Source organism: Streptomyces sp. NPDC047108, from assembly GCF_040643575.1.
Lineage (GTDB): Bacteria > Actinomycetota > Actinomycetes > Streptomycetales > Streptomycetaceae > Streptomyces.
Genome location: NZ_JBEYUP010000003.1, coordinates 516,379 through 538,526 on the forward strand (window position 1 = coordinate 516,379; position 22,148 = coordinate 538,526).

The 22,148-nt window shown below is 71.4% G+C and carries 16 protein-coding genes and 1 pseudogene; 7 read left to right on the forward strand and 10 right to left on the reverse strand.

Annotated elements, in window-relative coordinates:
- Positions 1–67: 67 nt before the first annotated feature.
- The 3 genes from ABZ822_RS10445 to ABZ822_RS10455 are packed head-to-tail and all read right to left on the reverse strand — an operon-like array spanning position 68 to position 2,786.
- Complete coding sequence (locus ABZ822_RS10445; protein ID WP_360849995.1) at positions 68–967, reverse strand: metal ABC transporter permease; 900 nt, start codon at positions 965–967, stop codon at positions 68–70.
- Complete coding sequence (locus tag ABZ822_RS10450) at positions 964–1,731, reverse strand: metal ABC transporter ATP-binding protein (RefSeq protein ID WP_360849998.1); 768 nt, start codon at positions 1,729–1,731, stop codon at positions 964–966. The genes ABZ822_RS10445 and ABZ822_RS10450 overlap by 4 nt, the downstream gene beginning before the upstream one ends.
- A gap of 23 nt (positions 1,732–1,754) precedes the next feature.
- The gene (locus ABZ822_RS10455; RefSeq protein WP_360850001.1) at positions 1,755–2,786 is read right to left on the reverse strand and encodes a metal ABC transporter substrate-binding protein; all 1,032 of its coding nucleotides are present in this window, start codon (positions 2,784–2,786) and stop codon (positions 1,755–1,757) included.
- Between the two features lie 209 nt (positions 2,787–2,995).
- Here ABZ822_RS10455 and ABZ822_RS10460 point away from each other — a divergent pair, with 209 nt between their 5' ends.
- A complete protein-coding gene (locus ABZ822_RS10460) occupies positions 2,996–4,378 on the forward strand; it encodes a glycine--tRNA ligase (protein WP_360850004.1) in 1,383 nt (460 codons plus the stop codon).
- Between the two features lie 373 nt (positions 4,379–4,751).
- Here ABZ822_RS10460 and ABZ822_RS10465 read toward each other — a convergent pair whose 3' ends face one another.
- From ABZ822_RS10465 to ABZ822_RS10475, 3 genes are all read right to left on the reverse strand, one after another.
- Positions 4,752–5,339 (reverse strand): TetR family transcriptional regulator, encoded by a 588-nt coding sequence (locus tag ABZ822_RS10465; protein WP_360850007.1) that lies wholly within the window; start codon positions 5,337–5,339, stop codon positions 4,752–4,754.
- A 58-nt stretch (positions 5,340–5,397) separates the two neighbouring features.
- Positions 5,398–6,411 (reverse strand): aldo/keto reductase, encoded by a 1,014-nt coding sequence (locus ABZ822_RS10470; protein WP_360850010.1) that lies wholly within the window; start codon positions 6,409–6,411, stop codon positions 5,398–5,400.
- Between the two features lie 112 nt (positions 6,412–6,523).
- Positions 6,524–7,873: an MFS transporter gene (locus ABZ822_RS10475; RefSeq protein WP_360850484.1), complete on the reverse strand. Its 1,350-nt coding sequence runs from the start codon at positions 7,871–7,873 to the stop codon at positions 6,524–6,526.
- Positions 7,874–8,142: 269 nt separating this feature from the next.
- Here ABZ822_RS10475 and ABZ822_RS10480 point away from each other — a divergent pair, with 269 nt between their 5' ends.
- Positions 8,143–9,162, forward strand: a complete 1,020-nt coding sequence (locus tag ABZ822_RS10480; RefSeq protein ID WP_360850013.1) for a helix-turn-helix transcriptional regulator — start codon at positions 8,143–8,145, stop codon at positions 9,160–9,162.
- Between the two features lie 119 nt (positions 9,163–9,281).
- Here ABZ822_RS10480 and ABZ822_RS10485 read toward each other — a convergent pair whose 3' ends face one another.
- Positions 9,282–10,736: an MFS transporter gene (locus ABZ822_RS10485; protein ID WP_360850016.1), complete on the reverse strand. Its 1,455-nt coding sequence runs from the start codon at positions 10,734–10,736 to the stop codon at positions 9,282–9,284.
- Positions 10,737–10,790: 54 nt separating this feature from the next.
- On the opposite strand from ABZ822_RS10485, the gene dusB reads away from it, so the two are divergent.
- Positions 10,791–11,975 carry a tRNA dihydrouridine synthase DusB gene (dusB, locus tag ABZ822_RS10490; RefSeq protein ID WP_360850019.1) on the forward strand — a complete coding sequence of 395 codons (1,185 nt, stop codon included), beginning with the start codon at positions 10,791–10,793 and terminating at the stop codon, positions 11,973–11,975.
- A gap of 36 nt (positions 11,976–12,011) precedes the next feature.
- Here the strand turns inward: dusB and ABZ822_RS10495 are convergent, their stop codons facing one another.
- A complete protein-coding gene (locus ABZ822_RS10495) occupies positions 12,012–14,039 on the reverse strand; it encodes a glycogen debranching N-terminal domain-containing protein (protein WP_360850022.1) in 2,028 nt (675 codons plus the stop codon).
- Between the two features lie 527 nt (positions 14,040–14,566).
- Here ABZ822_RS10495 and ppdK point away from each other — a divergent pair.
- The 3 genes from ppdK (at position 14,567) to ABZ822_RS10510 (ending at position 20,078) form a co-directional block, all read left to right on the forward strand.
- Positions 14,567–17,302, forward strand: coding sequence for a pyruvate, phosphate dikinase (ppdK, locus tag ABZ822_RS10500; RefSeq protein WP_360850025.1), 2,736 nt, complete (start codon positions 14,567–14,569; stop codon positions 17,300–17,302).
- A 450-nt stretch (positions 17,303–17,752) separates the two neighbouring features.
- Positions 17,753–18,259 carry a hypothetical protein gene (locus tag ABZ822_RS10505; protein WP_360850028.1) on the forward strand — a complete coding sequence of 169 codons (507 nt, stop codon included), beginning with the start codon at positions 17,753–17,755 and terminating at the stop codon, positions 18,257–18,259.
- Between the two features lie 781 nt (positions 18,260–19,040).
- Positions 19,041–20,078: a helix-turn-helix domain-containing protein gene (locus tag ABZ822_RS10510; RefSeq protein WP_360850031.1), complete on the forward strand. Its 1,038-nt coding sequence runs from the start codon at positions 19,041–19,043 to the stop codon at positions 20,076–20,078.
- On the opposite strand, the gene ABZ822_RS10515 is transcribed toward ABZ822_RS10510, so the two are convergent.
- Both ABZ822_RS10515 and ABZ822_RS10520 read right to left on the reverse strand, forming a co-directional pair.
- Positions 20,056–21,216, reverse strand: a complete 1,161-nt coding sequence (locus ABZ822_RS10515; protein WP_360850034.1) for an alkaline phosphatase PhoX — start codon at positions 21,214–21,216, stop codon at positions 20,056–20,058. The two genes, ABZ822_RS10510 and ABZ822_RS10515, sit on opposite strands and share 23 nt — an antisense overlap.
- 234 nt (positions 21,217–21,450) lie before the next feature.
- Positions 21,451–21,795 (reverse strand): annotated as a pseudogene (locus ABZ822_RS10520) (protocatechuate 3,4-dioxygenase subunit beta); the annotation flags it as partial.
- On the opposite strand from ABZ822_RS10520, the gene ABZ822_RS10525 reads away from it, so the two are divergent.
- On the forward strand, positions 21,781–22,077 hold the full coding sequence (locus ABZ822_RS10525; RefSeq protein WP_360850038.1) for a MarR family winged helix-turn-helix transcriptional regulator: 297 nt from the start codon (positions 21,781–21,783) through the stop codon (positions 22,075–22,077). The pseudogene ABZ822_RS10520 and the gene ABZ822_RS10525 overlap by 15 nt on opposite strands.
- Positions 22,078–22,148 lie beyond the last annotated feature (71 nt).

The following is a 22,148-nucleotide window of genomic DNA, read 5'->3' on the forward strand; positions in this document are numbered from 1 at the left end:
TTGCCTCCTCTGCTCGCCGTCCACTCGTACGACTGGCCATTGTGCCAGTTTGCGAGTGCGACAGCGCCTACACCTTCACGTCGTCCCCGGGCGGATTCGTACCCCCTGCCTCCAGGGTGCACTGTTCCTCGTACGCGGCGGCGGCCCGGCGGGCCCGGCGTTTCGCCAGGGGGGTCGCGAGCGCGGTGATCACCGCGAAGACGGCGATGGCCAGGACGACGATGCTCGCGCCGGGCGGCACGTCCACGTAAAAGGAGTACACGGTGCCGGACAGGCTGACGGCGACGCCGATGCCGATCGCGGCCACCAGCGTCATGGCGAAGCCGCGGGTCGCCTGCTGTGCGGCGGCGACCGGCACCACCATCAGCGCGCTCACCAGCAGCAGGCCGACGACCCGCATGGCGACGGTGACGGTGAGGGCGGCGGTGACGGCCAGCAGCAGGTTCAGCAGCCGTACGGGCAGCCCGGTGACGCGCGCGAACTCCTCGTCCTGGCAGACGGCGAAGAGCTGCCGCCGAAGGCCCAGCGCGACCGCCGCGACGAAGGCCGCCAGGACGCAGATCGCCGTCAGGTCCTCCGCCGAGACCGTGGTGATCGAACCCCACAGGAAGGTCGTGAGGTTCGCGTTGGAGCCGTTCGGCGCCAGGTTGATCAGCAGGACGCCGCCCGCCATCCCGCCGTAGAAGAGCATCGCCAGGGCGAGGTCGCCGCGGGCCTTGCCGTACCAGCGGATCAGCTCCATCACGACGGCGCCGAGCACGGTGACGGCGATGGCGGTCCAGATCGGGTTCGTGCCGGTCAGGAAGCCGAGTGCGACGCCGGTCAGCGCGACGTGGCCGATGCCGTCGCCCATGATCGCCTGGCGGCGCTGGACGAGGTAGATGCCGACCGCGGGCGCGGTGATGCCGACGAGGACGGCGGCCAGCAGCGCCCGCTGCATGAATGCGTAGCCGAGGAGGTCGATCACGTCAGCAGTCCCGTTCTGATCGGTTCGGCGGCCTCGCCCGCGTGCGGATGGACGTGGTCGTGGCCGGGCAGTGCGTGCTGGCCGACGGCCTCAGGCGGCGGCCCGTCGTGGACCACGCAGCCGTCGCGCAGCACCACAGCGCGGTCGATGAGCGGCTCCAGCGGGCCGAGTTCATGGAGGACGAGGAGCACCGTGGCGCCGCCGGCGACCTGCTCGCGCAGGGTGTCGGCCAGCACCTGCTGGCTCTCGTGGTCCACGCCCGCCATCGGCTCGTCCATGATCAGCAGATCGGGCTCGGTGGCGAGGGCGCGGGCGATGAGCACCCGCTGGTGCTGGCCGCCCGACAGGGCGTTCACGGAGTCCTTGGCGCGATGGGCCATGCCCACCAGCTCCAGGGCCCGCTGCACCGCCTCCCGGTCGGCCTTGCGGATCGCACCCAGCCGCGTACGGGACAGGCGGCCCGCAGAGACGACCTCGCGCACCGTCGCGGGCACACCGCTCGCGGCGGTGGTGCGCTGCGGTACGTAGCCGATGCGCGCCCAGTCGCGGAAGCGGCGAAGGGGTGTGCCGAACAGGGTCAGGTCGCCGCCGGTGAGCGGCACCTGCCCGACCACGGCCCGTACGGCGGTCGACTTGCCGGAGCCGTTGGCGCCCAGCAGCGCGACGACCTCGCCGTGCTCCACGGCGAGGTCGATCCCGCGCAGGACGGGCCGGGCGCCGAGCGAGGCGGTGGCCTTGCTGAGGGATATGACCGGCTTCTCCATGTGCCGTGCCTCCATCGCGTGCGTCACTGGGCCGCGAGGGCCTTCTGAAGATTCCTGAGGTTGGCCTGCATGACCTGGACGTAGTCACGGCCTTGGGATTCGTCGGTGATGCCCTCGACCGGATCGAGCACATCGGTGCGCAGTCCGGTGTCGCCCGCGAGGGTCCTGGCCGTCCGGTCGCTGGCGATCGTCTCGAAGAAGATGGTGCTGACCTTCTCCTTCCGGGCGGTGGCCTGCAGTTCCTTCATGCGGGCCGGGCTGGGCTCGGACTCGGGGTCGATGCCCGAGATGCCCTCCTGGTGCAGGCCGTACCGCTCGGCGAGGTAGCCGAAGGCGGAGTGGGTGGTGATGAAGGTGTCGGTGGTGCGGTCCTTCAGACCGTCCTTGAACGCGGTGTCCAGCCGGTCGAGCCGTGCGACCAGGGCGTCGGTGTTGCGGCTGTAGGTGGCGGCGTGCTCGGGGTCGGCCTTCTCCAGGGCCTTGCCCACGCCCCGGGCGATCTCCGCGTACTTCACCGGGTCGAGCCAGACGTGGGGATCGGCCGCCGCGTCCTCGCCGCCGTGGTCGTGGCCCTCCTCGCCGTGGCCTTCCTCGGCGTGGCCCTGCTCCTCGGCGTGGTCCTCCTCGCCGTGGCCGTGCTCCTCGCCGTGGTCGTGGCCGGACGACGTGCCGTGGCTCTCGAGGTGGGTGAGGTCGGCGGCGTCGACCTTGTTCTTCACCTCGGCGACCTCGATGGCCTCGTCCACCGCGGGCTGCGGGCCCCCGAGATACACGACCAGTCCGGCGTCGCTCAGCTCGGCGGTCTGGCGGGGGCTGACCTCCAGGTCGTGCGGTTCGACGCCTGGCTCGGTGAGGTCGGAGACGCTGACGTGGCGTCCGCCGATCGTCCTCACGAGAAATTCCATCGGGTAGAACGACGCCACCACGGCCAGCCTGCCGTCGTCGCTGCGGCCGTCCGCGGAGCCCGTGGGCGGGCAGCCGGTGAGGGTGGTGAGCCCGACGGTGACCGCCCCTGCGGCAGCGGCGGTGCGTATGAGGCGGCGGCGTACGTTCATGACAGTCATTTTCAACAAAGGTGGAAACGGTTGTCAACAAGGATCCGGTCGGACCCGGATCACCCGGTGATTTCCCGCATCTCACCCGGGTACGGTTCCGTGCCCCCCGATTTGGTGTGAGGGGTGCGCCCGCCGGTAATCTGAGGTATTCGCTGGGCAGGATCCCGGCGGAACCCACCATCACCGCTTCGTCGTATGAAGAGAGCACCGTGGCCGCCGACAAGATCGACACCATCGTCAGCCTGAGCAAGCGCCGTGGCTTCGTCTACCCGTGCAGTGAGATCTACGGTGGTCAGCGAGCCGCCTGGGATTACGGGCCGCTGGGCGTCGAGCTCAAGGAGAACATCAAGCGCCAGTGGTGGCGCGCCATGGTCACCTCGCGCGACGACGTCGTCGGTCTCGACTCGTCCGTGATCCTGGCCCGCGAGGTCTGGGAGGCGTCCGGCCACGTCGCCACCTTCACGGACCCGCTCACCGAGTGCACCTCCTGCCACAAGCGGTTCCGCGCGGACCACCTGGAGGAGGCGTACGAGGCCAAGCACGGCCACATGCCGGGGAACGGTCTCTCGGACGTCAACTGCCCCCACTGCGGCAACAAGGGCGCCTTCACCGAGCCCAAGCAGTTCTCCGGTCTGCTCGCCACGCACCTCGGTCCGACGCAGGACTCCGGCTCGGTCGCCTATCTCCGACCGGAGACGGCGCAGGGTATCTTCACCAACTTCGCGGCGGTGCAGCAGACTTCGCGCAAGAAGCCGCCGTTCGGCATCGCGCAGATGGGCAAGTCGTTCCGCAACGAGATCACGCCCGGCAACTTCATCTTCCGCACCCGCGAGTTCGAGCAGATGGAGATGGAGTTCTTCGTCAAGCCGGGCGAGGACGAGACGTGGCACGAGTACTGGATGCAGGAGCGCTGGAACTGGTACCGCGACCTGGGCCTCCAGGAGGCCAACATCCGGTGGTACGACCACCCGAAGGAGAAGCTCTCCCACTACTCCAAGCGCACGGCTGACATCGAGTACCGCTTCAACTTCGGCGGCACCGAGTTCTCCGAGCTGGAGGGTGTCGCGAACCGTACGGACTTCGACCTCACCGCGCACTCCAAGGCGTCCGGCCAGGACCTGTCGTACTTCGACCAGGAGGCCGGCGAGCGCTGGACCCCGTACGTCATCGAGCCGGCGGCCGGTGTCAACCGCGCCATGCTCGCCTTCATGCTCGACGCCTACTCCGAGGACGAGGCGCCGAACGCCAAGGGCGTGATGGAGAAGCGCACGGTCATGCGGCTCGACCCGCGCCTGGCGCCGGTGAAGGTCGCGGTGCTGCCGCTGTCCCGCAACCCGCAGCTCTCGCCGAAGGCGAAGGGGCTGGCGGCGGACCTGCGCAAGCACTGGAACATCGAGTTCGACGACGCAGGTGCGATCGGGCGCCGCTACCGCCGCCAGGACGAGATCGGCACGCCGTTCTGCGTCACGGTCGACTTCGACACGCTCGACGACAACGCCGTGACAGTGCGCGAGCGGGACACGATGAAGCAGGAGCGCGTGTCGCTGGACCAGGTCCAGTCGTACCTGGGCGGCCGCCTGCTCGGCTGCTGAAACCCGCCGCGGCAGCGGTCGTTCGACGACACGGTGCCGGGCCCGTTCCGACGGGCCCGGCACCGTCGTCGTGTACGGGGGCGGCCCTCTGCGATGTGCGGGGCGGTCCTCTGCGATGTGCGGGGCGGTCCTCTACGCCCTGCGGGTGGGACCTCCGGGCTCACCGGTCGCCGCCCGGCCGGGCAGACCGTGAGATCACCGAGGCCGGGGCTCAGGGTCCGCGCGTTGCGGCGAGAGACGGGCCCGGGGACGGCTGCTCCGGTCGGAGGCCACACGGGAAGGTGGGCAGGCCGCGGCTACGGCCGGGGTTCGCAGGCAGGGGGGATGCCGCCCTTCCGGCAGATGCGGACCGGTGTCACCGGCCGGGCGCCGGCTACGGTCTGAGGCCGCGGAGGACCAGGGCCGTGACCGCCTCGTAGGCACCTGTGATCTCCGGCGACGCCCACTCCGCGGCGTACGCCGGGTCGTGGAAGCGGTTCGTGGCGTCGAAGACCGCCCGCGCCTCGGTCGCGTAGTCGTCGTCCGGGGCCCGGAACGCGCCTTGTTCGTGCCCGTCCTGGAGGATGCGCGCGAGCTGGTCGACCAGGTCGGCGATGTGGCGCTCCACCACGGAGCTGCTCTCGCCGATCAACACCATGTAGGTGGCGAAGAGTTCGGGGTCGTCACCCGCCTTGTGCCGTTTGGCGGCGAAGAGTTCGGACAGCCAGTGCTCGAGCCGCGTCTCCGCCGGACCGGCTCCGGTCGCCGTCGAGGCCAGCGCCTCGGACGTGCGGTCCAGCCAGCGCTCGGTGACGGCCTCGCGCAGGGCGGCCTTGCTCGGGAAGTGGCGGTAGACGCTGCCGTGACTGACGCCCAGGGCCCGGGCGACATCGACCACCGTGGCCTTGGCCGGGCCGTAGCGGCGGAGCACGTCCTCGGTGACTTCGAGGATGCGGGCTGGGGTCAGCGTCTCCGGCGGCATCGGATCCCCGTGGCCTCTCTCCGTCGTCCGGCCCGGTGGACCGGGCGTCCTGCGTCCATCACCCCCGCGCCTGCTTCTCGCTGTCGAGGTGAGCCATCTGGGAGGCAGGGTAGCGGTCGCCCGCCGCGGCACCGGCGGGGACTGCCGCCTCGATGGCCTCCAGATCGCCGGCGTCGAGGGTCAGGTCCAGCGCGCCGAGGGCCTCGGTCAGCCGGTCGCGGCGGCGGGCACCCACCAGGGGGACGATGTCCGGGCCCTGCGCGAGCACCCAGGCGATCGCGGCCTGGGCGACCGTGGCGCCGCGGTCCTCGGCGATCTTGCGCAGGGCTTCGACCAGATCGAGGTTGCGGTCGAGATTGTCGCCGCTGAAGCGCGGGCTCATACCGCGGAAGTCGTTGGCGGCCAGGTGGCGGTCGCGGCTCCAGTGACCGCTGATCAGACCGCGCGAGAGCACGCCGTACGCCGTGACGCCGATGCCCAGTTCGCGGCAGGTCGGCAGGATGTCGTCCTCGATGCCGCGGGAGATGAGCGAGTACTCGATCTGGAGGTCGGAGACCGGGGCGACCGCGGCCGCGCGACGGAGGGTGCCCGAGCCGACCTCGGACAGCCCGATGTGGCGCACGTGCCCGGCCTCGACCGCCTCCGCGATGGCTCCGACGGTCTCCTCGACCGGCACATCCGGGTCGACGCGCGCGATGCGGTAGATGTCGATGTGGTCGGTGCCCAGGCGCCGGAGTGAGTAGGCGAGGAAGTTCTTGACGGCGGCCGGGCGGCCGTCGTACCCGGACCAGCCGCCCTCCGTGTCGCGCAGAGCGCCGAACTTGACGCTGACGACGGCCCGTTCGCGACCCTGCGCGCTCCGGGCGAGGGCCCGGCCGATCAGCATCTCGTTGTGCCCCATGCCGTAGAAGTCGCCGGTGTCGAGCAGGGTGACGCCCGCGTCGAGCGCGGCATGGATCGTGGCGATCGACTCCTTCTCGTCGGCGTCGCCGTAGAGGGCGGACATGCCCATGCAGCCGAGGCCGAGCGCGGAGACCTGCGGTCCGTTCGTTCCGAGGGTGCGGTTCTGCACGGTGGGCTCCTTCATCAACCTGTGGCGGGCGGTACTCCGACAGCGTGACACATGGAATGACAGATTTCAATATCTGTCATTCCATGGATGTCCGCACCTGCCGTGCGGCGGCTCACCTCACCGTGCGCGGCAACCGCAGGCTCATCACCACGGTCAGCCCCACCGCCGCCAACTGCACGCCCAGCGTGGCCGCCAAGGCGTCCCGCATCCCCATCGGCCCGCTCAGGGCCAGGAACAGCGTCCCCAGCGTCGCCACCCCCAGAGCCAGGCTGGACTGCTGCGTGGTGACCATGACGCCGGCGCCCACCCCGGCCTGCTCGCCCGGCACGTCCGCCAGCACGATCCGGAACAGCACCGGGATCTGCAGCCCCTGTCCGAAGCCCGCCAGTGCCATCCCTGGCAGCAACTGCCAGAAGCCCAGGCCGTCCCCGTCCCGCAGCGCCGCCGTGATCAGCAGCGCCAGCCCCGCCGCCTGGATCAGCCCGCCCACCGTCACGATCCGGCTTCCGTGGCGGCCGACCAGACGGGGGCCCATCAGCGACGCAGCGAAGAACGCCACCGCCATCGGGACCAGGGCGATCCCCGCGTCCACGGGGCTCAGCCGCAGCCCCTGCTGGAGGGCGACCGCCATGACGAACATGAAGCCGCCGAAGCCGATCGAGAACGGCAGCACCATCCCCAGACCCCGCCGCAGCCCCGTCAGCGCGAACAGGCTCGGCGGAACCAGCGGCGTACGCCCCTGCCGGTCGGCGCGGCGCTCCACCGCCCAGAACGCCCCCGCCAGGAACGGGAAGGCGGCCAGGGACACCCAGGTCCACAGGGGCCAGCCCGCGGCGCGGCCCTCCGTCAGCGGCATCAGCAGCGCCGCAAGGGAGAGGGCCAGCAGGACGGTGCCGGGGCCGTCGACCGGGGCGGGCCGTTCCGATCGGGTCTCCGGGACCGTACGCGCCGCGAGCGCCAGACCCGCGAGCGCCACCGGGACATTGACGAGGAAGACCGCACGCCAGCCGGTGCCCGCGATGTCCGCCGACACCAGCACACCGCCCAGGATCTGCCCGGCGACCATCGACAGGCCCGCCGTCGCTCCGTACAGGCTCAGTGCCCGCGCGCGCCGCCGCCCCGTCGTGGTGGCGTGGATGGTGGCCAGCACCTGCGGCAGCATCAGCGCCGCCGAGGCGCCCTGCGCCACCCGGGCCGCGACCAGAGTCCCGGCCTCCGGCGCGAGCCCGCACGCCAGGGAAGTGAGGCCGAAGGCCGCCATGCCGACGAGGAACAGCCTGCGCCGCCCTGCCATGTCGCCCAGCCGGCCGCCGAGCACGAGCAGGACGGCGTACGCCACGCCGTAGCCCGCGACGACCAGCTCCAGCATCGTGGGGCCCGCGCCGAGTTCACGGTCGATGGAGGGCAGGGCCACGTTGACGATGAAGAAGTCGATCAGGGGGAGAGCGGCGCCCAGGAGCACGGCGACGAGCCCGAGCGGACCGAGTGCGGGTGCACCGCCGGTGACGGTCCGCGCCCGCCCCTCCGGGTCTCCCGGGTGACGGACGCGCGGAAGGGTCTCGGCCCGCGAGGCCGTCCTGCTGAGCGGTGGCGGGGGAGTGGGGTCGGGGCGTGTCGTCGATTCGGTCACGCCCTCGACGATGCGTCCGCTCCCAGACGGGTACCAGAGTCCCTTTGTCCTGGTACCCGCACTACCTGGCAACCGGCTGAGCGACGGAGCAAGCTGGAGTCATGACCCTCACCGCGCAGCCGTCCTCAGCCGTCCCCGCCGCCGCGGGGAACCCTGCCGCCCCGGGTGCGCCCGGAGCCCCGGGCACCGCCGAGGCGGCACGCGGAGCCGACACCGTACGCCGCGGTGAGCTGGCCGCGTTCCTCCGCAGCCGCCGCGAGCGGATCACCCCCGAGCAGGTCGGGCTGCCCCGCGGCCGGCGCCGCCGGACGCCCGGGCTGCGGCGCGAGGAGGTCGCACACCTCTCCGCTGTCGGCGTCACCTGGTACACGTGGTTGGAACAGGCGCGGGACATCCACGTCTCCGTCCAGGTCCTCGACGCCCTCGCCCGCGCGCTCCAGCTCGACCCGAGCGAGCGCAGCCACCTCTTCGCCCTCGCCGGTGCCACCGACCCGGCCGTGGGCAGCGAGTGCACGGGCGTCCCGCCGTCCGTGCGGCTGATGCTGGAGCAGCTGGAGCCGTACCCGGCCTGCGTCCAGAACAGCCGGTACGACATCCTCGCGTACAACCGCACGTACGGCCGTCTGCTCTGCGACCTCGACAGCCTCCCGTTCCAGGACCGGAACTGCATGTGGCTGGCGTTCAACAGCCCCGAGTGGCAGGCCGCGATGGTGGACCGGGACGAGGGGATCCGCCTGATGGCGGCCAAGTTCCGCGCCTCTATGGCCGAGCACATCGCCGAGCCGGCCTGGAAGGCGATGCTCAAGCGGCTGCGGCAGAGCTCCGCGGAGTTCCGGGAGCTGTGGGAGCGGCACGAGGTGGTGCGTACGGTCGGCAGCCGGACGAAGCGGTTCCGGAACGCCGACGTCGGGCTGCTGCACCTCGAGCACACCGATCTGTGGCTCGGTCCGCGCCACGGCCCGCGGCTCGTGACCTACATCCCGGCGGACGCCGAGACCGGTGAGCGTCTCGCGCGGCTGTTGTCGCTCGCGCTGGAGGACGAGGTGGCACCGCGTGCCGCCGCGGACGGTGAGCGGGCTCCGCACGCCGAAGCCACCGCCCGAGCGGAAACCCCGGCCTGAGCGGCCCGGCCCGAGCGGAAACCCCGGCCCGAGCGGAAGCCCCGGCCTGAGCGGCCCGGCCTGAGCGGACCTTGCCCGGGCGAGCCCGCCGCTCAGGTGCGAGCCCGCTCCGATCCGCTTCACGTCCGCGCGGACTCCGGGCGCTGCTCCGCCGCCTCCGGATCCAGCCGGGCCGCGGTGCGTGACGCCGTACGGGCCGCCCACGAACCGGTCGTCGCCGCACCCACGATCAGGACGGACACCCCGCAGCCCGCGATGATCCACCACGCGCCGCGGCTGGCGGCGGCGAACCCGTCCACGTCGCCCGTGCCGTGCACACCCGCCGCCAGCACCGCACCGATCACCGCCACCCCGAGCGTCGCCCCCACCTGCCGGCTCGTCGACGCCACGGCGGCCGCCACGCCCGCCTGGGCGCGCGGCATGCCGGACACGGCGGTGTTGGTGATCGGGGCGTTGACCAGGCCGAAGCCGAGACCGAAGAGTACGTAGCCGGTGAACAGCAGAGGCACGGACGCCTCGGCGTCGAACCCGGCGAACAGCACCCCGCTGGCCGCCATCGTGACCCCGGCGATCAGCAGCGGCAGACGCGGCCCGCGGCTCGCGACGAGCCGCCCCGAGACCGGCGCCCAGACGAGGGTCATCGCCGCCATGGGCAGCATCCACACCCCCGCGCCCAGCGGGGACAGACCCCGGATCTCCTGCAGATAGAGGGTGTTGACGAACAGGAAGCCGCTCAGCGCGGCGAAGGCGCTCACCGCGATCACCGTGGCGCCGCTGAACGGCGCGCTGCCGAAGAACCGCAGATCGATCAGGGGCTCCTCGCGCCGCGGCTCGTACAGCACCAGCGCCACCAGAGCCACCGCGGCCGCCCCGGCGCAGGTGAGGATCAGCGGCGAGCCGGGCCCGGCCACCGGGGCCTCGATGATCGCGTACGTCACGCAGCCCAGCAGCACGATCACCAGGAGCTGCCCGACGGGGTCGAAGCGCCGGGGGCGGGGAGCCCGGGACTCCGGTACGTAGCGGGCCGTGAGCAGCAGGGCCGCGATCCCGACCGGAAGGTTTATCCAGAAGATCGAGCGCCACCCGACCGACTCCACCAGCACACCACCGATCAGCGGCCCGGCCGCCATGCTGATGCCGACGACCCCGCCCCACACACCGATGGCCCGCGCCCGGTCCCGCGGCTCCGTGAAGACGTTGGTGATGATCGACATCGCCACGGGGTTGAGCATCGCGCCGCCGACGGCCTGCAGCATCCGGAACGCGACCAGCCACTCCAGCGTCGGCGCGAGGCTGCACAGCAGCGACCCGACGGTGAAGATCACGAGCCCGGCCTGGAAGACCTTCCGCCGGCCGATCCGGTCGGCGGTGGAGCCCGCGAGCATCAGCAGGGACGCCAGGACCACGGTGTAGGCGTCGATGGTCCACTGCAGGCCCGAGAGGGAGGCGTGCAGGTCCTCGCGCATGGAGGGCAGCGCGACATTGAGCACGGTGTTGTCGAGGCTGACGATCAGCAGGCTCATGCAGCAGATACCCAGCACGAGCAGCCGCCGGCGGTGGCTGAGTTCCGACATGGTTGAACCGTACAAGCACCGACGTCCCGGCAGGGGTGACGACCCTCGCCGGGCATGCGGGACAATGGGGGGTCGTCCCCCGTTCGTACGCCTCCCGAAGGATGCCCTCCCGTGACCGAGCTGCAGATCGGCCCGCACACGGTGCAGCCGCCGGTGGTCCTGGCCCCGATGGCCGGGATCACCAATGCGCCGTTCCGCACCCTGTGCCGCGAATTCAGCGGCGGCAAGGGGCTGTTCGTCAGCGAGATGATCACGACCCGGGCCCTGGTCGAGCGGGACGCCAAGACCATGCGGCTGATCCACTTCGACGGGACCGAGAAGCCGCGCTCCATCCAGCTCTACGGCGTCGACCCGGACACCGTGGGCCGCGCCGTCCGCATGATCGCGGACGAGGACCTGGCCGACCACATCGACCTCAACTTCGGCTGCCCCGTGCCCAAGGTCACCCGCAAGGGCGGCGGCTCCGCCCTGCCGTACAAGCGGAACCTGCTGCGGGCGATCCTGCGCGCGGCCGTCTCCAGCGCCGGGTCGCTGCCCGTGACCATGAAGATGCGCAAGGGCATCGACGACGACCACCTGACCTACCTGGACGCCGGGCGGACCGCCGTCGAGGAGGGCGTCACCGCCATCGCCCTGCACGGACGCACGGCCGCACAGCACTACGGCGGTACGGCCGACTGGTCGGCCATCGCCCGGCTCAAGGAGGCCGTTCCCGAGATCCCGGTGCTGGGCAACGGCGACATCTGGTCCGCCGAGGACGCGCTGCGGATGATGCGCGAGACCGGCTGCGACGGGGTGGTCGTCGGGCGCGGCTGCCTCGGCCGGCCGTGGCTCTTCGGCGACCTCGTCTCCGCCTTCGACGGCACCGGCGACTCCGCGGCGCCGACGCTGAAGGAGGTCGCGGTGGTCATGCTGCGCCACGCCCAGCTCCTGGGGGAGTGGCTGGAGGACGAGGCGCGCGGTGTCATCGACTTCCGCAAGCACGTCGCCTGGTACACCAAGGGCTTCGCGATCGGCTCCGAGATGCGCAAGAAGCTCGCCGTGACCTCCTCCCTCGACGAACTGGACGCGCTGCTCGGCGAACTGGACCTCGACCAGCCCTGGCCGGCCGGCGCCGACGGCCCCCGCGGCCGTACGTCCGGCAGGAACCGCGTGGTCCTGCCGGACGGCTGGCTCGACGACCCGTACGCCTGCGACGCGGTGGGCACGGACGCGGAGCTCGACACCAGCGGCGGCTGAGCGTCCCCGCCAGGTGCTCCCCGCGGCCCGGCACCGTCAGGTCTGGCCCGGCGTCAGGGCGCTCATCAGGGCCAGCGGGGTCGCGGCCGCCCAAGCCTGCGGTGAGCACGAGTGGGGATACGGCACGGGCGTCGGGTGCTCGTCCCGCCCGTAGCCGGCCATGAGTTCCGGCAGCCGCCAGTCGTGCACGACCGCCGCCTCGACGAGCGCGCGGATCACCACGAGCGCCTGCTCGGTGAGCCCGTACCGGACGAGTCCGAGCACGGTGAGCGCGTTGTCGTGCGGCCAGATCGAGCCGCGGTGCCAGGACAGCGGGTGGAACGGGACCTGGCCGGCGGCGAGGGTGCGGATCCCCCAGCCCGAGAAGAAGTCCCCTTCCAGCAGCCTGCGCCCGACCCGTTCGCCGTGTTCGGCGTCCAGGATCCCGGACCACAGCAGATGCCCGGCCTCCGACGCCAGCACGTCGACCCGGCGGCCGTTGCCGTCGAGGGCGAGGGCAGGGAAGCCGTGCTCGGGCATCCAGAACTCGCGGTGGAAGCGGTGGCCCAGTTCGGCCGCGGCCTCCTCCAGCCGGTCGGCGAGCCCCGCGTCGTCCCAGGTCTTGCGGGCGAGCGCGGCCGTACGGACGAGGGCGTCGTACGCGTAGCCCTGGGCCCCGGCGATCGCGATGGGGCCCTGGGCGGGGGTGCCGTCGCTGAAGCAGATCGCGCCGGGCGAGTCCCGCCAGCTCTGGTCGCCGCCCGCGCCGCCCGTGGCGTCGGCGTAGACGAGCCAGCCGCGCTCGGTCAGCCCGCCGTCACGGAACATCCACTCCGCGGCCGCCCGCGCGTGCGGCTCCAGGCGGTGGGCGAGGGCGTCGTCGCCCGTCCGGTCCGTGTAGGCGTGGAGGAGGGTGAGGAAGAGCGGGGTGGAGTCGACTGCGCCGTAGTACCGCCCGTACGGGACCTGGCGGAAGTGCGCCAGTTCGCCGTGGCGGATCTCGTGCGGGATACGGCCGGGCTGCTCGTGCCGGGGGCGGCACTCCTCGTCGCGGTGGTGGCGCCCGGGGCCGGGGCCCGGGGGAGCGTCGTAGCCGGTGCCCTGCGCGGCGGCGAGCGCCGAGAGGGTGGCGGAGGCGAGGGCGGGCCGGTAGGGCAGCGTGAACAGCGAGGTGAAGAGGGAGTCGCGGCCGAACAGGGCGAGATACCACGGGATTCCGGCCGCGGGTACGCGCAGCGGCTCCCCGCCGGGGCCGTCCGCAGGGACGCGCAGTCCCGCGAGGTCGGCCAGGCCCTGCTCGCAGGCGCGGGCCAGTTCGGGCCAGCCGATGACATCGCGCGGGCGGGGGCCGGTGGCGGTGAACGCGGCGTTCTCGCGGGCGAGTCCGGCGACCGCGGTCGCGGGGGTCCGCAGACGCGGCGGCTCGGTGTCCGTACCGGAGGGCAGCGCGCACGCCTGGAGGACGATCTCGCCGCTGCCGTGCGGCGGGAGGACGACGCGCCACTCCAGGGTGCGGGCCGTACCGCTGGCGGGATGGGTCACCTCGTCCGGCGGCGGGACGGTCGTGATCACGGTCCGGGAGTGCCACTCGGGCTCGCCGCCGGGGGCGGGACGCTCGTAGCCGAGTGCGACGCCGTCCGGCAGGGCCTCCGCGGTGCGGACCGCGTCGGTCTTGTCGTACGCGCGGTGATCGGTGCGCAGCTCGAACTGGTCGGCGAAGTCGGCGTCGACGGTCAGGGAGATGCGGGCGACCGTGGGGAGCGGGCGGTTGCTGGTCAGCCGGATGCGGTCGGCCAGCGAGCGATCGGCGACCGCCTGCTCGCGGAAGACCGTGTAGGCGGGCGGCTCGTGCTCGCTGCCCGGCGGTGTGAGGACGGCGGCCAGTGGCCGGTCGGGTCCGGCCTGGCCGGCGGCGACGAGCAGTTCGGGCGTACGGCCTTCCAGGGTGAGCTGCCAGCGGCTGAGGTGGCGGGCGTCGCGGGAGAAGAGCCCCTGGGGTGAGGCGTCCCGGGTCCCGGTGATGTCACCGGTGTCCGTGACGACGGCGAATGTTCCGTCATGCACCAGAAGATGGTGTCCTGTCATCGGTCAAGCCTGCCCTTCGTCGGACTCCGAGCGGAGGAAGTCACTCCGTGTGTCCGTATCACGGCGAAGGGTGCGGGCCGGGAGTGCCACACTGGGCTGCTCATCTGAGCGATTTCGTATGCGGATGTGTCCACTGGCTGAGATTCGGGGTACATCAAAGGCGTGATTCTCGCCACCCCTGATAGAGGGCCTGCTCAGATGAGCGCCTTTCGATGGGGTGCACTTTCCAAAGGGTGGCACCCAGTGCCACCTTCCCCGAATTCGGACGATCAAGAGGAATGTCACTCTCCGCCGATCATGGCTGGCGTTCCTGTCGGCCGAGAGTAATCATGGCTACACCTCTTGAAAGAACCGGAGTTGATCGAGAACCGGTCGTGTACCTGGGATCTGCTGGCGGACGAGTGGTTACGGCCGTATGACGGCCAAGTGGACGTACTCACCAGCCTTCGATCTGGGTACGCTCCCGGCCGTCAGGGCAGCCCCACCAGACGCCGTCCGGCGGTACCCCAGCGAGGTGTAGAGATCCCGTGTCGGAAAACAAAGATCCCCACGTATCGCAGCCTGAGTCCCAGAAGTTCGTCTATGACTTCACCGAGGGCAACAAGGACCTCAAGGACCTGCTCGGCGGCAAGGGGGCCAACCTCGCCGAGATGACCAACCTCGGGCTTCCGGTGCCTCCGGGATTCACCATCACCACCGAGGCTTGCAAGGTCTACCTCGACAGCGGCACCGAGCCCGCGGCACTGCGTGACGAGGTGGCCGCCCACCTCCTCGCCCTCGAGGAGACGATGGGCAAGAAGCTCGGTCAGGCGGACGATCCGCTTCTGGTGTCCGTACGTTCCGGGGCGAAGTTCTCCATGCCGGGCATGATGGACACCGTCCTCAACATCGGCCTCTCCGACGAGTCGGTCACCGGTCTCGCCGCGCAGGCCGGGGACGACCGCTTCGCCTGGGACTCGTACCGCCGCCTGATCCAGATGTTCGGCAAGACCGTGCTGGGCGTCGACGGCGAGCTCTTCGAAGAGGCCTTCGAGGAGGCCAAGCAGACCAAGGGGGCGGCGACCGACGTCGACCTCAAGGCCGCCGACCTGCAGCAGCTCGTCGAGGACTTCAAGGGCATCGTGCTCAAGGAGACCGGGCGCGAGTTCCCGCAGGACCCGCGTGAGCAGATGGACCTGGCCATCAAGGCGGTCTTCGACTCGTGGAACGGCGAGCGCGCCAAGCTCTACCGCCGCCAGGAGCGGATCCCGCACGACCTCGGCACCGCGGTCAACGTCTGCTCCATGGTCTTCGGCAACCTCGGCCCCGACTCGGGCACCGGCGTCGCCTTCACCCGCGACCCCGCCAGCGGCCACCAGGGCGTCTACGGCGACTACCTGCAGAACGCTCAGGGCGAGGACGTCGTCGCCGGTATCCGCAACACCGTGCCGCTCGCCGATCTCGAGGGGATCGACAAGGCGTCGTACGACAAGCTGATGCAGATCATGGAAACGCTCGAGACGCACTACAAGGACCTGTGCGACATCGAGTTCACCATCGAGCGCGGTCAGCTCTGGATGCTCCAGACCCGGGTCGGCAAGCGCACCGCGGGCGCGGCCTTCCGGATCGCCACGCAGCTGGTGGACCAGGGCCTGATCGACGAGGCCGAGGCGCTGCAGCGCGTCAACGGCGCCCAGCTCGCGCAGCTCATGTTCCCGCGCTTCGACGAGTCCGCCGCCGCCGAGAAGATCGGCCGGGGCATCGCCGCCTCGCCGGGCGCGGCGGTCGGCAAGGCGGTCTTCGACTCGTACACGGCCGTCAAGTGGTCGCGCTCCGGCGAGAAGGTCATCCTCATCCGCCGTGAGACCAACCCCGACGACCTCAACGGCATGATCGCCGCCGAGGGCATCCTCACCTCCCGCGGCGGCAAGACCTCGCACGCCGCCGTCGTCGCCCGCGGCATGGGCAAGACCTGTGTCTGCGGCGCGGAGGAACTGGAGGTCGACACCAAGCGGCGCCGGATGACGACCCCCGACGGGACGGTCGTCGAGGAGGGCGACGTCGTCTCCATCGACGGCTCCTCCGGCAAGGTCTACATCGGCGAGGTGCCGGTCGTACCGAGTCCCGTCGTCGAGTACTTCGAGGGCCGGATGCACGCCGGGGCGGAGGACGCCGACGAACTCGTGGGCGCCGTGCACCGGATCATGGCGTACGCGGACCGCGTCCGCCGTCTGCGGGTGCGGGCCAACGCCGACAACGCCGAGGACGCGGGCCGCGCCCGCCGCTTCGGCGCCCAGGGCATCGGCCTGTGCCGCACCGAGCACATGTTCCTCGGTGAGCGGCGCGAGCTGGTCGAGAAGCTGATCCTCGCCGACACCGACGAGGAGCGCTCGGAGGCGCTGAAGACCCTGCTGCCGCTGCAGAAGCAGGACTTCGTCGAGCTGTTCGAGGCCATGGACGGTCTGCCGGTGACGATCCGTCTGCTCGACCCGCCGCTGCACGAGTTCCTGCCGGACATCACCGACCTCTCGGTCCGTGTCGCGCTGGCCGAGGCCCGTCACGAGCAGCACGAGAACGAACTGCGGCTGCTGCAGGCCGTGCACAAGCTGCACGAGCAGAACCCGATGCTGGGTCTGCGCGGTGTCCGCCTGGGCCTGGTCATCCCCGGTCTGTTCACCATGCAGGTCCGGGCGATCGCGGAGGCAGCGGCGCAGCGCAAGAGCGGCCAGGGCGACCCGCGTGCGGAGATCATGATCCCGCTGGTGGGCACGGTCCAGGAGCTGGAGCTGGTCCGCGACGAGGCCGAGCAGGTCATCGCCGAGGTCGAGAAGGCCACCGGCGTGGAGCTCAAGATCTCCCTCGGCACGATGATCGAGCTGCCGCGTGCCGCGCTGACGGCCGGTCAGATCGCGGAGGCCGCTGAGTTCTTCTCCTTCGGGACGAACGACCTCACGCAGACCGTGTGGGGCTTCTCCCGTGACGACGTGGAGGCGAGCTTCTTCACGGCGTACCTGGAGAAGGGCATCTTCGGCGTCTCCCCGTTCGAGACGATCGACAAGGACGGCGTCGGCTCGCTCGTACGGAACGCCGCCGAGGCCGGCCGGGCCACCCGTCCCGACCTCAAGCTCGGCATCTGCGGTGAGCACGGCGGTGACCCCGAGTCGGTCCACTTCTTCCACGAGGTGGGGCTGGACTACGTCTCCTGCTCGCCGTTCCGGATTCCGGTGGCGCGCCTGGAGGCGGGCCGCGCGGCCGCGGCGAGCAAGGGCAGCGACTCCCGCTGACGGATGGCCCGTCGGCCCCGGCGGACCGCCGGGGGCCGACGGGCCGCCGAGCGACCGGGGCTGCCGCGGGACTCCCTCAAGCCCGGCGGCGACCCGGCACCCTGGAAGGGGCGGTACCTTGTGCGGAGGTGCCGCCCCTTCCCGCGTCATCCGGGGAGACGGCCGAGCTCCGCTGCTGAGCAGGCACATGGAGTCTGCTGACGTCGGTTGCCGCTGAACCCCGCGTTGAGGCCCACGCGCCCTCGTCGCGACTTCTGGTGGGCGCCGGTTCCGGAGCTTCGGTCCAGGACCGCCGCGGACCTGAGTAGGCGCGGCTCTTCACCGCTACGGAACCGCCACGGCACAGTGTCGAGTCGTCCCGAGTTGCGTCGCGGCACCTCGGTGAAGTCCACCTGCGCCGGATGCCCTCGGCCCAGGGACTGGACCGGCTGACCCGTGGAAGGGAAAGACGTGCAGTCGCAGCCACACCGCCCCTTGGCCCTGGCCGGGTTGTTCCTGCTGGTGGCGTTCAGCGTTCTGTTCCTGGTGTTCGGGTGGACGCCGTTGAGTCTCTCCTTCTCCTTCGGGAGCGACACGGAGGACAGCAGCGCGCACCGGCGCATGCCACGGATCGAGAGCCCGGACTCCGCCCTGGAGTCGGCGCGCGAGTTCCGCGAGCACCTGAGGGCGAAGGGGACGGCCGAGCAGAAGAAGGCCGCCGGGCATGTCCTCACGGTCATCTCGATGATCGACACGCGGGACGGGAACGTCCACATCGGTACGGATCTCGACGACGATCCCACGCTGCTGAAGCAGGACGGAGCGCTGGACTCGTCACCGGGCATGACGCTCGCCTGGGCCTACGCCGACTGGAAAGAGACCAGGACCGACGCGACGGTGAACGTCTACAACGCCGCTGATCAGACCCTGGCGTCGGGAGTCTCCCTCGGCGAATCCTCTCCCGACGACGAGTCGTGACCCGCACGGCCCCGTATGTCGTCGGCCGGGTGCACAAGAGCCGCTGCGGCAACGGGGTTTCGTCTTCGCGAAGTGGCGGCCCGCCCCCCCGCATCCGAGCGGTGGTGAGGGTCCTCGGGTCCGTCGCCCGGATCCGTCACAGCCCGGGTAAACGCTTACAGCCGCTCGCGTGTGCGGAGCCTCATCGCCCGCTTATTCGACACGAGTTCAGAAGCGCATGTTCCGGATGAGGCTGCGTCGTATGACGCGGGTCACTTTTTCCGGGGTGATTGTTGATAAGGAGCCAGGCGCGGACGGCGGTGTTCCGCGTGGGCCGTGCGGAATGTACGCGCTTAACTCGCTGTCACATCAGGGGTGTTGGTGCGGCCCAAGTCTCCTCGCAGGGCCCTGAGGCGTGTCCGGATTTCTTCGGCGACGCTGGGTGCAACCTCAAGCCAAGAATCCGCCCGGGGCATTTCCCGGGCGGATTCTCGTCATGCGCCAGTGGTGCGAGGAGGCGGGGTGTCGGCCTGCGGTCCGGACGGGCTCGAGGTACCAGACCGCAGGCCGTAACCCCTGCCGGACACATGGCGGTACCCAAAGCCGCCCGGAAGCGGTCGCCGTACTGCCCCCACAACAGCTGCATCGGCGGCTTCCGTGTGCCCAACGACATACAGCATTTCGTTTCGGGCGTATGGCGGCGACCCGTTTCAACTGTGGCCAAAAGGGCGTGGTCACCGTCCGTGCCGGAGTGCATACTCGGTGACCGGGACAAAGGCGGGGGGCCACTTGTGGGGGTTTGGTGCTACGCATCCATTTCACCGGGCTCGACCTCGCCCGGATCCGGATAGCCGCACGTCCGGACGCGCTGTGGGAATCCATCCTCAGTTTCCATCGACTACGCGACAAACGGGGGGCGTCGGTCTTCCGGCAATGGCGAGGGGAAACCCGGACCCGGTTGAATGGTGAAACACGCCTGCTCGCCTCGCTCGTTCCGACCCGGGGCTATTTCCCCGACTTCCTCACGCCGCCCGAGGGCGCCATCGGTGTGGAGCCGGCCATCGAGGCGCTGCGCGAGACACCGGACCACCGTCTGCACCGGGACGTACGGCTGCTGGGCAAGCAGCGTTCACGCCAGGCGTGGGTGCACGCGCTCGGCGACGGCGACGCGGGGGCGCTGGGCCGGCTCATCGGCATCCTGCGGAGCTATCACAAGGCGGCCATCGCTCCGTACTGGCCGCACGTACGGGCGCAGATAGAGGCCGACCGGGCGGCTCGTGGCCGGGCCCTTCTCGACGGCGGCGCCGATCAGTTGCTGGCCTCGCTGCCGCCGATGATGCGCTGGCGCTCACCCGTGCTGGAGGCGGACTACCCGGTCGACCGGGACCTGTATCTCAGCGGCCGGGGGCTGCTGCTCCAGCCGTCGTTCTTCTGCCGCAGCACCCCGGTGACCTACTACGACCGGGAGCTCAGCCCGGTGCTGGTCTATCCGGTGCAGCACACCGAGGAGTCCGCCCCCTCGACCGCCCCCGTGCGGTCCTACGCGGAGGACCCGGCTTCCCTCGGCAAGCTCGTGGGGCACACCCGTTCCGCCGTGCTCCAGACCATAGGGCAGGGCTGCACCACCGGTGAACTCGCGCGCAGGGTAGGGGTGTCGGCGGCATCGGCCAGCCAGCACGCGAGCGTGCTGCGCGAGGCCGGCCTCGTCCTCACCCTGCGGCACGGCAACGCCGTGCTGCACACGCTGACACCGCTGGGCGCCGCCCTGCTGCGGGGCGGCGCCGCAGCGGTGCCGGGTGTTCAGGAGCTTCCGGCGGCTACGAGCGGAACGGCCCGGTGACCTCGTAGGTGATGCCACCGGACGAACTGCCGCTGGTGCCGCGCTGGCTGGAGAAGTACAGCCGCCGTCCGTCGGGGGAGAAGGCGGGTCCGGTGATCTCCGATGCGGACTGGCCGCCGACGCGAAGGAACGGTGCGACCACGTCGTCCGGCGTGATGACGCAGATGTCCATGCTGCCGCCGTCCTCGGCGACGAACAGGTCGCCGGAGGACGAGCCGGTCACGTTGTCCACGCCCGTCAGGGGCGCGGCCCCGCCCGGCACGAGGGAGTCGTCGTACGCGAGCTCGTACCGGGCGGCCGCCAGGTCGAGCTGCCAGACGCGGTTGTCGCCCTTGGTGGTGAACCAGACCGTGCCGTCGGCGTAGTGGCAGCCCTCGCCGCCGTTGAAGCGCTTCGCGCCCGCGACCTGGTCGCGGGTGGCGGTGGGCGAGCCGTCGGGGTCGGGGACGTCAGCCCAGGAGAAGGAGCCGGACGTGCCGCTGCCGGCGGTGAGGACCTGCAGGGTCCCGGAGGACAGGTCGCCCCAGGTGCCGGGCAGGAAGCGGTAGAAGCAGCCGTCGCTCTCGTCCTCGGTCAGGTAGACGGCTGTGCGGACGGGGTCGGCCGCGGCTGCCTCGTGCTTGAAGCGGCCCATCGCGTCGCGCCGGACGGCCGCCTTCACGCCCCACGGGTCGGTCTCGTAGACGGAGCCGAGGGAGACCTCCTCGCAGGAGAGCCAGGTGTTCCACGGGGTGGCGCCGCCGGCGCAGTTCTGCCGGGTGCCGCTGAGCACGCGGTGGGCGCCGGTCACGGTGCCTGAGGCGTCGAACCTCACCGCACCGGCCCCGCCGCCGGGGTTGATCTCGGAGTTGGAGACGTAGATCCAGCCGGTCCCGTCGGCGAAGCAGGCGCCGCCGTCGGGAGCGTCGTGCCAGGTGTACGAGGTGCCCGGCACGGTCTGCCGGGAGCGGGCGATCACCCGGCTGGTGAACCCGCTGGGGAGGCGGATGCCGTTGGCGTCGGCGGCGCCGAGGGCACCGTACGGGCCGGGGCCGGGCTGTGCCGGCGCCGCGTAGGCGGCGCCGCGGTCGAGGGTTGCGCCGAAGACGGCGGCCGATGTGCCGATGACTGCGGCACGCAGAAGGCTGCGGCGTTCCATGGTCACTCCGGAGAAGTTGTGACGTCGCCCGCGGCCGGACGGCGGCGGGGAGGCAGCGCGGAGGAACCCTAGGGCCGGAGCATGGACGGAGAGTGAACGGCGGACCGCCGACGGCCCCCGGCCGCCGGGACGACGGCGGACGCCTCAACTCCGGTGGAGGGGGCGGCGGTCGGGGCGGACAGGAGCCCGGTCACGTACGGCCGACGGGCGCGCCGAGGTGGGCCAGCAGGGCGGATGCGTGTACCGGCCCGCCGCGTTGGCCTGCCACAGATCGACGAGCTGCCCGCGCACCGGGCGGCCCCGGCCGTCGGGGAGCCGTCCGGAGACGGTGATGCGTTCGCCCAGCGGCTCGCCGTGGTGCTGCGCCGTCAGATCGCTGTCGTGCTCGGTGGCATCGGTGGCACCGAAGACCGGTGTGTGCAGTTCGACGGTCTCCGGGTCGGCGTGCACGGGGACGAGCGGCCGGTGCGGGTGCCGGAGCCTGCTGCTCCGGTACGGCGGGAAGTCGCGGGGCGGATGGTGGGCCGGGGGCGCGCCCGCGGCACGCGTCTCCGCGTATGCCGCGTGGATCGCCGCCACTTCGCGGTCGACGTCCGCCTGGGTGGGACCGGCGCCGCGGGCGGGACTATACGATCACCTCTCCTGCGCCGCGGCCTGGCGGAGCGGGTACGCGATCCGCTCGACGGCCGCCGCAACGTGCTGAAGGCGACGGGCGAGGGCGCACGGCTGCACCGCAGACCGGTCACCCGCACCGCGCGCATGAACCGGGTCTTCCTGGCCCCGCTGGACCAGGACGAGCGGGAGACCCTGCTGGGGCTGATCGCCCGCGTCACCGACGCGGCCGAGGACCTGCGCCGCTGACCCTCGCCGTATCCGCGGCAACGTCTTCGGGCGCTGCCCCGCGGTGACGTCGGGGGCGGGGCGGCAGTGGC

What these genes read in the sequence shown, in the direction of transcription:
- ABZ822_RS10450 (WP_360849998.1), bottom strand. Translation starts at nt 1,731, where the DNA reads ATGGAGAAGCCGGTCATATCCCTCAGCAAGGCCACCGCCTCGCTCGGC.
- ABZ822_RS10455 (WP_360850001.1), bottom strand. Translation starts at nt 2,786, where the DNA reads ATGAACGTACGCCGCCGCCTCATACGCACCGCCGCTGCCGCAGGGGCG.
- ABZ822_RS10465 (WP_360850007.1), bottom strand. Translation starts at nt 5,339, where the DNA reads ATGCCGCCGGAGACGCTGACCCCAGCCCGCATCCTCGAAGTCACCGAG.
- ABZ822_RS10480 (WP_360850013.1), top strand. Translation starts at nt 8,143, where the DNA reads ATGACCCTCACCGCGCAGCCGTCCTCAGCCGTCCCCGCCGCCGCGGGG.
- ABZ822_RS10485 (WP_360850016.1), bottom strand. Translation starts at nt 10,736, where the DNA reads ATGTCGGAACTCAGCCACCGCCGGCGGCTGCTCGTGCTGGGTATCTGC.
- dusB (WP_360850019.1), top strand. Translation starts at nt 10,791, where the DNA reads ATGCGGGACAATGGGGGGTCGTCCCCCGTTCGTACGCCTCCCGAAGGA.
- ABZ822_RS10495 (WP_360850022.1), bottom strand. Translation starts at nt 14,039, where the DNA reads ATGACAGGACACCATCTTCTGGTGCATGACGGAACATTCGCCGTCGTC.
- ABZ822_RS10515 (WP_360850034.1), bottom strand. Translation starts at nt 21,216, where the DNA reads ATGGAACGCCGCAGCCTTCTGCGTGCCGCAGTCATCGGCACATCGGCC.